Consider the following 17251-nt stretch of genomic DNA (forward strand, 5'->3'; position numbering starts at 1 on the left):
TTATTTATGCCATCGGGATAAAAGTAAGGTATAAAGAGAAGAAATACTATAGGACATCCGGACATAGAGTCAGGACAGGTTATTTTGATTGTAATGATAATCAGTGTATTATGTAGCGTAAATCCGGACAGGAGGGTTTTCGGTTAAAACAATCCGGTATTCAGCAACGTTTTTTCCGGAGTTCGGTAATCAGGCTGTCGAAGAATTTTTTTATATCCTGCGTTTTGGCCAATCCCAGTTTTTGCCGGAGGCGGGTACGCCGTTTGTAAATGGAATCGTTGTTGATGTCCCAAAGGATTGCCAGTTCATCGGTTTCAAATCCGGCACATATCAAGGCACAGTAACGGAGATTTTCTTCGGTCAGTTCCGGGTAAGTTTTTTGTAGATGATCGATGATACCGTTTCCCATGATGTTTACTCCTTCTTTCAATAAGATCCAGTCGGCAGGGGAAAAAGAGTCCGTAGAAACCATCCGGGAAAATTTGTCCTTGAGTTTTTCCAGATTATTTCCGTATTTTCGGGAGAGTTCGACAAATTCTTTGATCATTTCTACCCGGAGGCGGAAAAATTCTTTCAGTTTGTTGTCTTTTTCATCCAGTTCCCGGAGTAGTTTTTCTTTCAGTTCTTCTTCTGCCCTTTGCAATCGTTCGATGAACAACTGGCTTTCAAACAATTCCCTGCGTCGGCGGTTGGTACGATGACGGGCTAATCCCAAAATGAACAGGAGAAGAAAAACAGATCCGACACAGAAGAAGCGCCATATGTTTAATTGTTTTTGTAAGCGTATATTTTTATTGCGTATGTTTTCATAGCGATATTTCCATTGCCATTCTTCTGTCTTGTTTTTTCCCAATAAGGCATATAATTGGAATTGTTTTTGATCTAATTTATCCCGGAGAAAAGAGTCGTCCTCGCACGGGAGGGCATCTCCCGCATACGTATAAGCCAGTAATGCTTTTTGAAATAGCTTTTTATCTTCGTAGTAAAGTCCCAGGTAGTAATAAGTACGGGCCAGTTCCGGAGAGATTTCGTCGTTTTTGTAATAACGGAGTGCTGTTTGGATAAGAGTGTCGGAAAGAAATGTTTTTTGGGTCAGATATTGGTTGTCGGCTTTGCTTAAGGCTTCTTTTGCCGGTCTTTTCCGGTTAAACCGATCTACCATTATTTGTAATGAGGATTTTTTTTTAATATGTTGTTCGTTTCCGATATCTTCGGGCTGTACACAACCGAAAAGCAAAAGTCCGAGAAGCAGGGAAATGATAATTTTCATTCGTGGAAATTGTTTTTTACAAATTCAATTTTAGCACTCAACAAAAATATTTAAAAAAGTATAGAATTAAAATGAAGACAGCGAATTTCGCAAGAAACGATGTTGACGACGTAAAAGAATTTAAAAATAGGTTGTCTATATTTTAGACATAGTTGTCTATATTTTAGACACTTTAACACTGGGGTTTTTTAATTAATTTGTTGATTATAAATAAGTTATTCCGACGGCATATTTTTTGATTTAATGATCTTGATAAATAAAGGAATCCGTTTGACTTCTAACAAATCCGGAAATGAAAGTGATCCAATTGAAAATGATGTTTCGCGGGTGGATGCGGAATAAAGTGTACACCGTGATTTCTATTTTGAGTTTGACGGTAGGACTGGTATGTAGTGTATTGATGGCCGGTTTTGTAACAAACGAGTATCGGATTGCAAATGTCATTTCGGATAATGACCAATGGTATTCCTTTAAGTCGAAGAGCGAGTTTTACGGAGATAGCGAGCGTGAAATTTTTGGATCTATCGGGACCGGAAGTGTCGGCGGACTTTTACAGAGTCGTTTTCCGGAAGTGACCGATTTTTGTGTATTTCACAGTTGTGTTGCCAAAATAAATAAGGAAGGACGTACGGTTTCGGTGAACGGTTTTTTCGAAGTGACGGCCAATATGGAAAAACTATGTAAACCCCGCTTGTTGGGAGGGGATTTACGCCAGACTTTATCCAGGCCGGGAGAGATTGCAGTGACCCGTTCATTTGCCTTGGGTATTTTCGGCCGGGATAACGTAATCGGAGAGCGACTTCGTTTTGATATATCAAAAGCCGTGCGTGTCGCTAACGGATTGTATACTGAATTTTTTGATGAGACTTATACGATAACAGCTGTCATTGACGATTCGGAAAGAGGATTTTTTAATTATAAAATATTAAAGGGATTGCCGGAAAAGGAAATCGATGTAAATTTAAAAAGTTGGCAGGGTTTTTATTATACGTTTGTTCAGTTGGACAAGGATGTGACGGGAAAGGCTTTTGAAAAAAAGATGCGGGCTGATTCTGCTTTTCATGAATTGAGCTTAGTACCTTTAAAAGAGATTTATTTTACTCCGGGTTCAGGTAATGACGATGATCTGACATTGAGTCGGAGTCCGATGCTGATGTATGTCGGAATCAGTATAGCACTGGCTGTATTGATTATTGCCTGCTTTAATTATATTAATCTCGGAATGACGCGGACCTTGCAGCGTTTACGTAATACCGGGCAACAGATGATATTCGGGGCATCGAAGCAACAAATGCGGATGCATCTGATGACAGAGACGGGAGTACAGGTTTTTCTGGCATTGGGCATAGCTTTACTGCTGATTTGGAAATTATTGCCCCGGTTCAATGCTCTGTTTGAGTCCCGTTTGATTATGCCGGATTTTTTTTCCGGGATTACGCTTTGGTTATTGTTGGTTATCCTGCTTTTCATGATTTTATTTCCTTCGTTGTATATTTTTTCGCGTTTGGGAGAAGAGCACCTAAGTCGGATACTGAAACAGGAATACAGCCGTAGGCCGCGTTTGGTGACGAGTATGGTGGTTGCCCAGTTTGCCGTATCGATTGTATTGTTGTTATTTGTCGTAAATGTTCACCGGCAAATGGATTTTATTGCACATAATCGTCCGGGAGCGGAAAGTATTTTATTATTGGATGAGGGAGAAAGTGCAGATGAGCAGGCGTGGAACGTATTCTGTGAAAAACTGAATACGATTCCTGAAATAGAGAAAATGACCAAAGGATCGGGTTTGGCGGAAGGGGCTGTTTCCAATAACGACTGGTTTGTAAGTATAATTAATTGTGATGAGAATTATTTCGATTTTTATAATCTGCAGTTTATAGCAGGTGGCCCTTTTACAGCTCGTTCTCCTAAAGGTTCGGTTGTTGTAAACGAGATGTTTGTAAAAAAATGGAATTTAAAAGAACCGGTAGGTTATAATTTTGATTTCAACGGAGAAAATCGTACGATTTGTGGGGTAGTGCATGATTTCATTATCGAGGATCTTACCCGGGCGATTACTCCTTTAATGATCATTCCGGAGTATGCCTGGATTTCGGTCGTAAAGGTTGCTCCTGAAAATCAGAAAGCTGCTATCGGTAAAATGGTGGCCCTTTGGAAAGAAGTGGCTCCGGACCAACCTTTATTTAGCTGGGAAACAATGTCGGATGCTTATCTGGCTTTTCATCGTGACGAACAGAAGATGATGCAGATGGTATCGGTTTTTGCCTGGATCAGTTTGATTTTGACTTGTCTGGGACTGTTCGGATTGGCCTGGTACTCGGTGGAAAACCGGATGAAAGAAATTGCTTTACGTAAAGTAAGCGGAGCGACGGAGTCGCAGGTGGTCGGTTTGTTGTGCAATCGCTTTATGAAATGGATTATGATTGCTTTTTTGATTGCTTTACCTATCGCGTTTTATTTTACGCAGGAATGGATCAAACATTTTATTTACCGGCAGGAAGCAACAGTGTGGCATTACATAGGAGTAGGTGTTTTTGCTCTGGGAATAGGAGTCTTGACTGTGATCTGGCAATCCTGGCGGGCAGCGGTACGTAATCCTGTGGATACCTTAAAAAGGGAGTGACGGAATTAAACAAGCCATTCTGTTTTATCAGGATGAAATTTGAACAGGACCGGTATAGGCGGGGACTTAGAATAAAATGAGTTTAGTTGTTTTTAATAGAATAAAATATGTTTCGGGAATTTTTAGCAACGTTAAAACGGAATAAGATGGCGTTTGTACTGAATGTCGTCGGTTTGTCCGTTGCTTTTACGGTATTGACTGTAATTGCTTTTCAGGTGATTTACGAGTTTAGTTACGACGGTTCTTATAAGGACAAAGAACGGATTTTTCTTCTGGAGTACTACGACAAGGTGGCAACTGATTACAGTGCCAATATTTGCGTGCCCGTTGTAGAGAGTATCGGAAAGAATATTCCCGGTATTGAGGCTTATTGTGCTACCTGGCAGGGATGGGACCAGGCCGTGAGTGTGGAAGATGCTCAGGGAAATAAAGTGGAGTATCAGGAGCCTTTTTGCCAGGTGACGCCCGGTTTCTTCGATGTGTTCTCTCCGGAGATTATAGCAGGAGATCCGAAGACCTGTCTGGAAGGAGATTATTCCATTGCTTTGTCGGAAAGTGTCGCTAAGAAATTTTTCGGGAAGGAATCGGCTTTGGGAAAAACAATGAATATAGGGAAGACTCCGGTTACCGTGACCTTGGTATATAAAGATTTTCCCAAAAACAGTTCGGTGAAAAACGGTGTTTTATATCGCTTGAAAGACGAAACATGGTCTGAATGGTCCTATGTCCCTTATTTTAAGTTGACATCGGGTGTTTCGGCCGAAGATGTAGCCGAAAAGATAAGTAAACTGGATATGCCCGGGATGGATAAGGAAGATTTGGTGGAATTTCAGGAGCGAATGGATTTTTATCTGACTCCGGTAAAAGATATTTACTTTAAATCCAAATCCGACGGTAGTTTTGCTAAAGGGAACCTGAATACGACTTTATGCCTGATTGCCATTGCCCTTTTGATTATCGGGATTGCCTATGTGAATTTTATTAATTTCTCGACGGCTTTAGCCCCTATCCGTATTAAACGGATCAATACCCAGAAGGTAATGGGGGCAATGCCCGGACAATTGCGGCGGGGAATCGCATTTGAGTCCATATTGCTTTCCTGTCTGGCTTTCGGATTATCGTTTATCTGGACGATTTTATTTATCGCTTCTCCGGCTGCGGATTTTTTCACCGCAGACCTGGCTTTGGGGGCGAATGTGGGTATTTTGCTGACGATTGCCGGAGTCGCGATTTTGCTGGGGCTTTTGGCGGGACTTTATCCGGCATTTTATATGACGTCTTTTCCTCCGGCTCTCGTATTAAAAGGAACTTTTGCACTGACACCTAAAGGGATCCGGTTGAGGAATTCCCTATTGCTGTTTCAGTTTATTACGACTGTCGTTTTGATTACGGTGGCTATCTTTATCAAATTGCAGCACACCTATATGCAAAATATGAATCTGGGTTTTGACCGGGAAAATATCGTATATGTGCCTTTGAACGGAGAGTTGAAGAAGCAGTTGAATGCTTTTGAGAATGAATTGAAAACCCGTCCGGAGATTATAGATTATACGACCACCCGTTTCCTGCCCGGACAGGTCGGTATGGGATGGGGCCGGGAATTTAACGGACAGCGGGTTCAATTTTATGCCTGGCCGGTGGCTCATAATTTTCTCCGTTTTTTCAATATCAAGATTGCTGACGGAGTCGATTTCTTTGCCCACAATGAAAAAGGGATGAATAAAATCATCTTTAACCGGAAATTTGTGGATAAATTCGAAATGAAAGATATTATTGGAAAAGAAATAGGTTGTTTTAAAAATATGGGACAGGTTGTCGGCGTAGCTGAAAATATTAATTTCAGGTCCGTACGGGAGGAGATCGAACCGATGGCCTTTGTTTGCGGAGATGATCAGGGAATCGAATATGCTTTGATCAAGGTGAGTGGTACTTATTTGCCGGCGACAATGGATTATATCCGGAAAACGTATCGTCAGTTTTCAGCGGCCGACGGAGATGTTAAATTTTTGGATGAAAAGATGAATCAGCTCTATCAGAAGGAAGAGAATCTGGCGAAGCTGATTTCCATATTCGGTTCGATTACAATTCTTATTTCTTTAATGGGGATATACGGTTTGATTTTATTCAATGCCCGTTTTAAAATGAAAGAGATCGGTATTCGTAAAGTAAACGGTGCTACGGAGGGGGAAATGATTATTTTCCTGAATAAAAGCTTTTTGAAGTTGATTGTCGCAGCCTTTGTTGTGGCAGTACCGATTGCCTGGTATATCGTGCGGGAATGGCTGGCCGGATTTCCTTACCGGACGACTATTTATTGGTGGGTGTTTCTGGTGGCAGGGCTGGCGACTCTGTTAATAACGATACTGACGGTTAGCTATCAGAGTTGGAAAGCTGCCATTGTCAATCCTGTCGAGACTTTGAAAAACGAATAAGTTTTAATTTTAGATTTACGATTGAGATACAGGCAATGACTTACAGAGTCATGAAGTTACAAAAAGAATATTTTGGTTTATGATTTTTGGCTGGAAATTGAATCCACAAGGTTGGATTGAAAGGTATGGTGGACTTACGTTTGTGATTTTTGACGGGGTATTTTAGCCGGATCATAAAAATGGATTTTAGATTTTAAATTGAATGAGATACATAAGACCGGATTTCTTGTGGTAAGTTTGTTGGCTTATTTTATATTTTCGGAGACTCTTTGAGTGCAGGTGGTTAAAGTATTAAAGGTATAATTAATTTTGAACAGTTACTTATACAAGGTTCGGATTACAGGATTATCCGGCGGGAAAAAGATGCAGGAGCAGGCTAAATAATACGGAAGCGGTGATGCAGAATATCAGAATGACGAAGGTGTTTTGTTGCATTTTGAGTCTGGTGTTCTTGCTCCGTGGTTTGCTGTATTATATATTCCCGTTTTTCAGGCGGGATATCCGGATTTTGTCGTCATAAACGGGGTCTTTGTCTATTTTTCCCGGACATGATTTATCGTTTCCGGTGTTTGCTGTGTATTTTCCGGCATTCTTTATCCCGGTGTATCCTGTCGGAAACAGGGTCTGCCAGGTTCATGGTGTTTCTTCGGGTAATAAATATTCTTATTTAAAAATCAAACAATGAAATGATTCCTTTGTCCGGAATGTTTAAAAATATGTCGTAGCGGACGTTTTTTGTGAAAGGATGGTATAAAGTTTTCTTAAAATTGTATTTGGATAAAAAAAATAAAATAATGTTAGTAATTTAACTCCCATTAATTATTAGAATACTGTCGAGCGATGAAAAAGATTTTTATATGTATTGCATTTTTATGGACCGGGTTGTTTGGGGGAATGGCCCAGCAATGTTTACCGGAATTAACAGCTTTTAAAATTAAAAATGAAGCCTTCCGGAATTCACAATTGGAGGACATGGCCGTGTGGATGACCGATTTTATGGGGCCTCGTTTGGTTGCTTCTAAATTATATGATCGGGCGGTGAAACTGACGATGGAAAAAATGAAGGCGCTGGGACTGGAGAATGTCCGGGTTGAAGTAGCAATGGATTTTTTAAAGGGAGGCTGGGATAATCAAAGGACTTATGCGGCGATGACAACGCCCTATTATTGTAATTTTGCTGCCAATCCGAAGGCCTGGACGGGGAGTACTCCGGGGCCCGTAAAAGGAGAAGTGGTATTACTGCAAGTCAAAAAACCGAAAGACATTGAAAATTACAGGGGAAAACTGGCCGGAAAAATTGTGTTGATGCCGGTTGTAAAGGAATATAAATTAACATTCGAACCGACAGCCAAACGTTATACGGAAGAAGAGTTGAAAACTTTGGAACAAGATCCCCGTCCGCAATCCCGGCGTAGAGTTACGCAGTTGACGACCGGAGGAACGAATTTGCTGGAGTTGATGGCAAAATTACTGAAAACGGAAAAACCTGCCGTCATTGTACATGGGGCAGGTAATTTGAATGTTCCTCATTCTTTGGGAATCGGTTATAAATGGGGAGAGCCAGAACCGACGCCGGAATTGGTGTTGCCTGTAGAGGCACACAGTCGTATGGTCCGTCTGGTGGAACGGGGAACGCCGGTGGAAATGGAAATTGATATTCAGAATGAGTTCAATAATCACCTGACGGTAGATAATGTGATTGCTGAAATTCCGGGTAAGGATCCGGAATTGAAAAATGAAATCGTATTGATCGGCGGACATTTGGATTCCTGGCATGCCGGGACAGGAGCAGCAGATAATGCTTCGGGCTGTATGGTAATGCTCGAGGCTCTGCGGATTCTGAAAGCGTTGGATGTTCAGCCCAGGCGTACGATACGGGTTGCTTTGTGGGGAGGAGAGGAACAGGGAATGATGGGTTCGCGGGGATATGTTCAGAAATACATTTACGATGTCAAAGCTAAAGAGAAAAAAGACGAATTCGATCGTTTGGTTCTTTACTTGAATATGGATAACGGCTCCGGTCGGTTCCGGGGAATTTATTTGCAGGAAAACGATATGGCTGCGCCTTATTTTGCTGCCTGGATGAAGCCGGTGGAAGCTTTGGGATTCACGACGCTTTCTCCCCGTAATAATTATGGTACGGATCATACTTCTTTTGACCGGTTCGGTATACCGGCATTCCAATTTATTCAGGACGGACTTGATTATTCAACCGGGTATCACCGGCCGACAGATACTTATGAGCGTTTGGTTATAGATGATTTGAAATACAATGCTGCTATGATAGCTTGGTTTACCTTGTGTGCCGCTATGGATGATACGAGAATTCCGTCTAAGCCGGTGGAATTGAGATAGGTAGATCTGCTTCCGGGTGGTAAATAAGGAGGAGTCTGTAGGGTATTTCTGACTTTTAGTTTGACATGAATAATCAGGGTAAGCTGAATAGATGTATTTTAAATTTTAACGATGTCTGTTCAGGATAGATTGTAAAATATGAAGTTCTGTAAGTCAATGAATTTAGAGGGTAATAAATCGTTCAAATCCATTTTATGAAAAATGTATTTTGGAACTTGTTCGGCTGTTTGCTTCTGGTCGGTTGTACTCAGGTATCGTCCGATTTAGCCGTTCCCGGAGTGAGTAAAAAATTGGCAGAACACCGGAAAATTACGGTATCTGATTTAAAATATGATCTAAAATTTGTAATTCCGGGGCATAGAAATAATCCGGTAGAGGGAGAAGTCGGAATTTCTTTCAGACTGCCTCAAAAGGAAGATGTGATCCTGGATTTTCGGGAAGATGCGGAGAAGATTCGTGAAGTAAAGGTAAACGGTGTCTCTTCGGCTTATCGTTTTGAAAACGAACATTTACTTATTCCGGCACAGGAAACGGTTGCCGGAGAGAATCGGCTTTCGATAATTTTTAGAGCCGGCGATCAATCGCTGAACCGCAATGAAGATTACCTGTATACGCTTTTGGTGCCCGATCGGGCACGGACGTTGTTTCCTTGTTTTGATCAACCGGATTTAAAGGCCCGATTTACGTTGTCCTTGGAGGTTCCGTCCGGCTGGGAGGCAGTTTCTAATGCCCCGCTTAAGGAGAGCATGGAGAAAAATGGACGGATGAAAATCGTCTTTGCAGAGACGGAACCTTTAAGTACGTATCTGTTTTCTTTTGTTACCGGAAATTTTCAGCGGGAATCTTTTGCGGAAGAAGGGCGCCATATTTCGGTATATCACCGGGAGACGGAACTTCAAAAGCAGAAACAATTACCGGAAATTGCCCGGCAGGTGTTTGCAGCTTTAAAATGGATGGAAGCCTATACTGCTATTCCTTATCCTTTTGCAAAATACGATTTGGTTATTTTGCCGGGTTTTCAATTCGGAGGAATGGAACATACCGGTGCGACATTGTATAATGATAAGCGTATGTTTTTACCGGAACACCCTACTGTGAACGAAGAATTGGGACGTGCCGAGCTGATTGCCCACGAAACGGCTCATATGTGGTTCGGGGATTATGTGACGATGAAATGGTTCGACGATGTCTGGACGAAAGAAGTATTTGCTAATTATTTTGCCGCCCGGATGGTAGAACCACTTTTCCCTGCTGTTAATCATAAATTGAGTGCTTTGAAAGGGTTTTATCCGGCGGCTTATTCCGAAGATCGGACAGCCGGAAGTAATGCCATTAAGCAAGAACTCGGTAATCTGAATAATGCCGGATTGATTTACGGACAAATCGTTTATAATAAGGCCCCGGTTGTGATGCAAATGCTGGTTGAACGGATGGGAGAAGAACGGTTTCGGGAAGGAATAAGGAATTATTTGAAGTCTTATGCTTATTCCAACGCTGATTGGGGAAATCTGATTCAGATTCTGGACCGTTATACGCCGGAAGATCTGACAACCTGGAGCCGTGTGTGGGTGAATGAAAAAGGAATGCCGGAAATAGCCGTAAAACGTGAAAAAGAACAAGTTTGGTTGATGCAAAAAGATCCTTTCGGACGGGATATATGTTGGCCGCAACATGTCGGAATTTTGTTGGTGAAAGGGGATTCTTCCCGGATTCTGGACGTGAATCTGAATGAGCGGATGACAAAACTTTCCGGTGTAGATGATTTTGATTATATTCTTCCCGGCTATGCGGGGAAAGGGTACGGTTATTTTAGGCCGGATACAGCGAGCTTAAAATGGTGTCTGGGTCATATCAGGGAGTTTACCGATCCGCTAGCCCGTATGTCGGCGGTCATGATTCTGAACGAGAATAGGATTCAGGGACAGGTGCAGCCTGCTGATTTTCTCAATGCTCTTTTGACCTGTTTGCCGTTTGAAGAGAATCCGTTATTGTATTCTTCTTTGCTATCCTATGTCGTTTCTACTGTCCGGAATTCTGTCGTGTCTGAAAAAGATATAAGGCGGACGGAGGAGGTGTTGCTGGGATTGAGTCGGAAAGGAGAGCAGGGGGAACAGCGATTGGGAGCATTCCGGGCTTTGTTGAATATTTTCCGGACTCCGGAATGTACGGCAGAAGTGTACAGAATATGGGAAAAACAAAAGCCTTTCGAAGCTTTATTGTTGAGTGAGGCGGATTATCGGAAAATGGCTTATGAATTGGCCGTGCGTTTGCCTGAAAAAGCAAGAGAAATTATTGCCGTACAGGAAAATCGTATCACAAATCCCGATCGGCAAAGAGAGTTTCAATACATCGCCCGGGCTGTGAATCCCGAAGAAACGGTCCGGGATTCCTTATTCCGTTCACTACTGAAAGCGGAGAATAGAAGAATAGAGCCGTGGACTTGTTCTGTCCTTCGTTATTTGAATCATCCTTTACGCCAAAAGCAAGCCTTGAAGTATATTCGTCCTTCTTTGGAAATTTTACAGGAGATACAACGAACCGGAGATATTTTCTTTCCGAAAAACTGGGTATCTTCTTGTTTGGATGGGCATAGGTCCATACAGGCAGCGGATTCCGTCAGAATATTTTTGGAAGAGCATCCGGATTATCCTTCTCTTTTGAAAAATAAGATTTTACAAAGTGCCGATCCGCTCTTCCGGTTTGCTAATAGGCAGGCGAATTGATGTTACGGCTGCAAATGTAGAGGATTTATGATTTACGATTTTTGATTTTTGATTTACGATTTACGGTTGAGGGTACAGGTTGCCCTTTGAAAGATTTATGATTTTTGATTCATCATGCAAATCGGCCTGTTGCGAATGACGGATGACGTTGCGGTAGGATTGTAAAGCATTAAATGGGTGGAATGATACAAGGTTGCAGATCAATTATTTTTAAAGTCCGGTTGAGAAAAAATAGGGCTTTATTTTTCCATACATCGACATAACTATCTATACTTCAATAATTATAGTATAAATTGATCATATTGTAAACATTATTGATTTGATTTATATACAAACTTGGTTTATATTTGTATCAGAAAAATAAAAAGAATATAAACCAATAAAAACAGAATATTATGAAGACAATAGATGTAATCGGATTGAATGCACAGAAATCTCAACAGGTAGCGGAAAGTTTAAATCAGTTGTTGGCCAATTTCCAGGTATATTATCAGAATTTGAGAGGTTTCCATTGGAATGTAAAAGGAAACCGTTTTTTCGTTCTCCATGCGAAATTTGAAGAATTGTACAACGATGCAGTAGAAAAAGTAGACGAGCTGGCAGAAAGAATATTGACGCTGGGCCATACCCCTTTGCATTCTTATGCAGCATATGCCCGGGTAGCTTCTTTGAAGGCCGTTGAAAATGTATCGGATGGAGATGCTTGTTTGCAGGCTGTATTGAATGACCTGGCTGTATTGATCAGGCAAGAACGTGAGATTATCGCTTTGGCATCAGAAGCCGGTGACGATGGTACGCAGGATCTTTTAACTCCTTATATTTCGCAGCAGGAAAAGTTAGTATGGATGCTCTGTGCTTATTTAAACAAATAAGTAATAACAAAAGGGTTAGAGTAGAACCGGGGAGATCAATTCTTCCCGGTTTCTTTTTCTATATCTGCTTTGGATTTACTTTGGGTAACCAGATATACACCGATAAATACCAGTATGGCTGCGGCGGGTTTGTCCCAACTGAAAACATCCTGTCCTATGATAATTGCGACCGTAGATGCAATCAACGGCTGGGCGTTGTTATACATGCTGACGGTTGTCGGACGGATGCGTTTTAAAGCAAGGGGTACCAGGAAATAAGCAATTCCCGTTGCCATAATGGCGATATAGGCAAGCCGCCAAAGGACATCGTTGGGTGCTGCTGCAGTAAAGGCCGGGGCATTTATCAGGTTTTGAAAACCCAGTGGCAGGGATATCAGAGCGGAGAAAAGAAACATCCATTTCATCAACGTAATGGGCTTGTAACGTAAAGAGACTGTGCGGGTAATGATCAGATAGAGCGCATATGTGATGACATTGACAACAGCCAGTAGATTTCCGAGCATATTATTGGATCCGTTGTTTGCCGGGGAGGAATGTAAGATAATCAGTAAGGCTCCGGCAGCACCGATAAAAACGCCCGCTGCCTTTTTGAACGTGATGGGTTCCTTTAGCCAGAAAGCAGCCATTATCATGACAGCGACCGGAGTCATGGCAGCAATCAGTGAGATATTTACCGGGGAGGTATATTGCAGGGCAACGGCGAAAGAAAGCTGTGCACCGACTAAACCGAATAAGGCACCGAAAAAGATGATAACCAAATCTTTTTTGGAAACTTTTTCCTGCTTGAAAAACGAAGCGATGATCCAGAAAATAACAGTTGCAAACGACATGCGTAAACAGGTCAGAGCTGTTGGCGATATCCATGTCGGGACAAGACTTTTGGCCGTCGGCGTATTCAGACCGAATATCAGGTTGGTGCAAAGGATAGCGATATGTCCTTGCCACTTTTCTTTTGTCATAGGGATCGTTTTTATGCCCGGACTCGATAGCCGGACTCCATATTGCAAAAATAGAACTTTAATTTGAAATGCAGGGATATAAGAAGGGGAGATATTGAATTGTGGATTTTAGATGGGGAGTATAAGGCGGGGATGGAGGGTATTTTTAATTTATGATTTACGATTTATGATTTACGATTTTTGATTGGACAGGGTGGTCCTGCTGCAAATTGATTGCGGCAGAATGATGAATTGTATAATGTGATTTGAAATCAATTTAAAAGGTTCCGGAACATAAACTGTAAAAAAAGCAGACAATATATGTCTATTTTTTTTACAGTTTGCTATAAAATGATTGTGTTTATATTGTTGATAGCCAGCGTTTTGTTATTTTGGCACGGAAATAGCTATACCTTTTGCGGAGAGATGTAAAAAACTTTAAAGAATAAATATATGTTACGAATAGAAAATCTGAGTAAAGTCTTCCGTACAGAGGAAGTTGAAACGACGGCTTTGAATAGTGTTTCATTACATATCAAAGAAGGTGAATTTGTCGCTATTATGGGGCCATCCGGATGCGGTAAATCAACTTTATTGAATATTATCGGCTTGTTGGACAACCCGACTTCCGGACAATATTATTTTGACGGAAAAGAGGTCGGAGCTTTAAAGGAAAGACAACGTACGATGGTGCGTAAAGGAAATATCGGTTTTGTGTTCCAAAGCTTTAACCTGATTGATGAATTGAATGTATATGAAAATATTGAATTGCCTTTGATTTACCTCAAACTGAAAGCTTCCGAAAGGAAAGAGAAAGTAAATCAGATTCTGGATCGGATGAAAATCAGCCATCGGGCAAAACATTTCCCGCAGCAATTATCCGGAGGTCAGCAACAGCGTGTCGCTATTGCCCGTGCAGTGGTGGCCGGACCGAAGTTAATTCTGGCGGATGAGCCGACCGGTAATCTGGACTCCAAGAACGGTATGGAAGTAATGAATTTGTTGACGGAGTTAAATAAAGAGGGAACAACCATCGTGATGGTGACCCACTCCCAGCATGACGCTTCTTTCACTCACAGGGTGATCAATCTGTTCGACGGACAGGTCGTAACTGAAAAACCTAACCTATAAACAAGTTTCTCATAATTTTGACTGGAAAGAGCCGCTCTTGAAAAGGGCGGCTTTTTTGTCGGGCTAACGGTTTATGTCGTTTGTAATTTTTGATTCAGGATTCTGGCGTAGTTTGTTTTATATTAATGTTTTACTTACGATTTTCCTTGTAACTTCTCGTCTGTCCATTAAAAATTTTTTGTGGACAGACCTGTACGATTAATCAAAACCCCTAACCCCTAAATCATTAAATCGTAAATCATAAATCATAAATCATAAATCGTAAATCATAAATACCCTCCATCCCCACCTTATGCTCCCAATCTAAAATTTAAAATCTGCAATTTGAATCAGAGCCTTGTTACGCTTTTTCTTTCTTATATATCCGGTTTACGATAACTGCGATTGCACCGTCGCCGGTGACGTTGGTGGCTGTGCCGAAACTATCCATGGCGATATATAGGGCGATCATTAACCCCTGGGCGGTTTCGTCAAAACCGAGCATGGATTGAAGTACTCCCAAAGCAGCCATAATTGCACCTCCTGGAACACCGGGAGCAGCAACCATAGCGATGCCCAGCATCATGATAAATCCGGCGAATTGGCCGAAATGAATATCCATCCCCGAAACCAACATGATGGCCATGGCACAGGCAACAATTTTCATGGTGCTACCGGATAAGTGGATGGTGGCACACAGGGGAATGACAAAACCTGCTAATTCGGGACGTACTCCGTTTTTGATGGTTTGCTCCAAGGTAACGGGAATCGTTGCTGCGGAAGATTGTGTACCCAAAGCCGTCATGTATGCCGGCAACATGTTCCGGAACAAACGGAAAGGATTGGTTTTTCCTACCGATCCTGCGATGAAGAATTGCAGGAAGAGCAGAATAACGGTCATGACAAAAATGACAATGATAATCTTTACAAATACGCCCATGATTCCGGCTACCTGTCCGGAGGTCTTCATATTCAGAAATATACCGAAAATGTACAGGGGCAAAAGAGGGATGATTATCGAACTGATCACGATATTGATGATGTCTTTGAAATCTTCCATGACATTTTTCAGGCGGTTACCCGGAATGACAGACATACCCAAACCCAGCGTAAATGCTAAAATCAGGGAGGTCATCACTTGCATCAACGGGGGCATATCGATGGTGAAATAAGGGGCGATGGTTTTGACGGCTTCTCCTTCCAGGGGTGTCAATTGCTGGGTTGTATCCAGTAACCAGGGATAAGCCAGACTACAGGAAAAGTATGTGAAAAAACCGGAAAACAGGGTAAAACAGTATGCAAGCAGTGCCGTAATCAGCAACAACTTACCCGCTCCTTTCCCTAAGTCGGCAATGCCCGGAGCAACTAAACCTAAAATCAATAGCGGGATGATAAATCCCAGAAAATTTCCGAACAAAGAATTTATGGTAACGAAAATGGCCGTCAGCCAATCCGGAAAAAACAGCCCGCATACGATTCCGAGAGCGATAGCAATAATAATCCTCGGAAGTAAACCCAATTTAATCCTCTTCATAAGTTTTTTTTAGGTGAAACGATTAAAGCACCACAATGTTACAATTGTTTTTTCATTTATACAAAGAGAAAATAAGGGTTGTTGGGAAATATTTTTGATATGTAAAAAAAAATATTTTAATTTGCATACCGAAAAGTATAAAAACATGGCTGATTTGAAGGATGAAATAGTAAATAAATCTTTTTTTCAATTTCTGAACAGAGGATATAAAGCCTGTTCTCTCAAGGATTTGGAACATGCAACCGGTTTGACGAAAGGTGCATTCTACTATTATTTCCGGAATAAGGGAGAGATACTGAAAGCGGGCATTGAAAAATATTTATCTGTCAGCGGGGAGTTGGATGAGGCTGAGTTATTACGGATTGGGTCTTTACGGGAATACATCGACATGATCGTAGAGAGGAAAGAACAGAAAGCAGCCAAACTTCAGAAGTTGTTTGATTTCTTTATTATCGAAGTGGCTTTTTTTCAGTTGGTGCTGGAAGTCGGAGGAATATTTCCGGACTATCGGAAGCAGATCGGGGAATTGAACAAAAAGCGCTTATCGCAGTGGGAGTATATGATCTTAAGGGCCAAGCAGCAGGGAGAGATCAAAGCGACCCCGGATACTTCGGTATTGGCGCGTAACCTGATGTCGGTGGCAACCAGTATGCTGAATATCGAATTGGGAACTGAAAATATGCGTTTCGTTTTTTCGGATATGCGTTTGCAGTTTGAACAGTATTATATGTTGATAAAACAATGACAAATACCAGGCAACAGATCATAGAGACAGCGTTTCTGTTGTTTCTGAAAAAAGGGTTTAAAGCAGTACGGCTGAATGATATTGAGCGGGCAGCCAGGATCACCCGGGGAACGTTTTATTATCATTTTACCAATAAAGAAGAGGTACTGAAGGAAGGGTTGAATGCTTATTATGCCTTGTTAAATACACAGCGGACGGAAGAATTCGATCGTATTTCTACTTTGCGGGAATATGTTGATCTGACCATCCGGAAACTGACGGAAATAGACAATTATTCTGCCCGTACTTTTAGCAGTGAGATACCGGAAATACTCTGTTTGTCTCTGATTGTAGAGGTGATCGCTCTGTATCCCGAATTGAAGAAGGTTGTACTGGCGGCAAAGATATTGCGTTTATCGAAATTGGAACAATTGATTTTGAATGCCAAGCGGGCAGGGGAATTGAGGGACGATATCGATACGTCGATTTTGGCAAAAAATTTGCTGAATATCAGTGTCGGAGTAATCAATTATCTGATTATGCATCAGGATGTGTCTTATGCCTTGTCGGCAGTACGCTCACAATACGAGCAACTGTATGCGCTGGTTTCTGTAAATTGATTTATTTTACCTTGAACATACCGTAAAGTATAAAAAATAAAGAAACGGGA

The 17251-nt window shown here is 41.6% G+C and carries 11 protein-coding genes; 8 read left to right on the plus strand and 3 right to left on the minus strand.

Going from position 1 to position 17251, the window contains the following annotated elements; genetic code table 11:
* Nucleotides 1–160: 160 nt before the first annotated feature.
* Nucleotides 161–1270 carry a hypothetical protein gene (locus DD657_RS13035; RefSeq protein ID WP_287050217.1) on the minus strand — a complete coding sequence of 370 codons (1110 nt, stop codon included), beginning with the start codon at nucleotides 1268–1270 and terminating at the stop codon, nucleotides 161–163.
* 292 nt (nucleotides 1271–1562) lie between these two features.
* On the opposite strand from DD657_RS13035, the gene DD657_RS13040 reads away from it, so the two are divergent.
* From DD657_RS13040 to DD657_RS13060, 5 genes are all read left to right on the plus strand, one after another.
* Entirely contained in the window at nucleotides 1563–3893 is a 2331-nt protein-coding gene (locus tag DD657_RS13040) for an ABC transporter permease (RefSeq protein ID WP_287050219.1), read from the plus strand.
* Nucleotides 3894–4039: 146 nt separating this feature from the next.
* Nucleotides 4040–6325, plus strand: coding sequence for an ABC transporter permease (locus DD657_RS13045; RefSeq protein ID WP_161945882.1), 2286 nt, complete (start codon nucleotides 4040–4042; stop codon nucleotides 6323–6325).
* Nucleotides 6326–7165: 840 nt separating this feature from the next.
* Nucleotides 7166–8680, plus strand: a complete 1515-nt coding sequence (locus DD657_RS13050) for a M20/M25/M40 family metallo-hydrolase (protein ID WP_287050224.1) — start codon at nucleotides 7166–7168, stop codon at nucleotides 8678–8680.
* A gap of 194 nt (nucleotides 8681–8874) precedes the next feature.
* A complete protein-coding gene (locus tag DD657_RS13055) occupies nucleotides 8875–11403 on the plus strand; it encodes a M1 family metallopeptidase (RefSeq protein WP_287050227.1) in 2529 nt (842 codons plus the stop codon).
* A gap of 395 nt (nucleotides 11404–11798) precedes the next feature.
* Nucleotides 11799–12275 carry a Dps family protein gene (locus DD657_RS13060; RefSeq protein ID WP_021989488.1) on the plus strand — a complete coding sequence of 159 codons (477 nt, stop codon included), beginning with the start codon at nucleotides 11799–11801 and terminating at the stop codon, nucleotides 12273–12275.
* A 35-nt stretch (nucleotides 12276–12310) separates the two neighbouring features.
* On the opposite strand, the gene DD657_RS13065 is transcribed toward DD657_RS13060, so the two are convergent.
* Entirely contained in the window at nucleotides 12311–13234 is a 924-nt protein-coding gene (locus DD657_RS13065; RefSeq protein ID WP_021989487.1) for a DMT family transporter, read from the minus strand.
* A gap of 432 nt (nucleotides 13235–13666) precedes the next feature.
* Here DD657_RS13065 and DD657_RS13070 point away from each other — a divergent pair, with 432 nt between their 5' ends.
* The gene (locus DD657_RS13070) at nucleotides 13667–14344 is read left to right on the plus strand and encodes an ABC transporter ATP-binding protein (RefSeq protein ID WP_021989486.1); all 678 of its coding nucleotides are present in this window, start codon (nucleotides 13667–13669) and stop codon (nucleotides 14342–14344) included.
* Nucleotides 14345–14684: 340 nt separating this feature from the next.
* On the opposite strand, the gene DD657_RS13075 is transcribed toward DD657_RS13070, so the two are convergent.
* Nucleotides 14685–15857: a dicarboxylate/amino acid:cation symporter gene (locus DD657_RS13075; protein ID WP_287050234.1), complete on the minus strand. Its 1173-nt coding sequence runs from the start codon at nucleotides 15855–15857 to the stop codon at nucleotides 14685–14687.
* A 145-nt stretch (nucleotides 15858–16002) separates the two neighbouring features.
* Between DD657_RS13075 and DD657_RS13080 the strand changes: the two genes are divergently transcribed.
* Both DD657_RS13080 and DD657_RS13085 read left to right on the plus strand, forming a co-directional pair.
* Nucleotides 16003–16602, plus strand: coding sequence for a TetR/AcrR family transcriptional regulator (locus DD657_RS13080; protein WP_287050237.1), 600 nt, complete (start codon nucleotides 16003–16005; stop codon nucleotides 16600–16602).
* Nucleotides 16599–17201, plus strand: a complete 603-nt coding sequence (locus DD657_RS13085) for a TetR/AcrR family transcriptional regulator (RefSeq protein ID WP_021989483.1) — start codon at nucleotides 16599–16601, stop codon at nucleotides 17199–17201. The genes DD657_RS13080 and DD657_RS13085 overlap by 4 nt, the downstream gene beginning before the upstream one ends.
* The last annotated feature ends 50 nt before the right edge of the window (nucleotides 17202–17251 follow it).

Source organism: Culturomica sp. (assembly GCF_003524185.1).
GTDB classification, from domain to species: Bacteria; Bacteroidota; Bacteroidia; order Bacteroidales; family Marinifilaceae; genus Culturomica; species Culturomica massiliensis.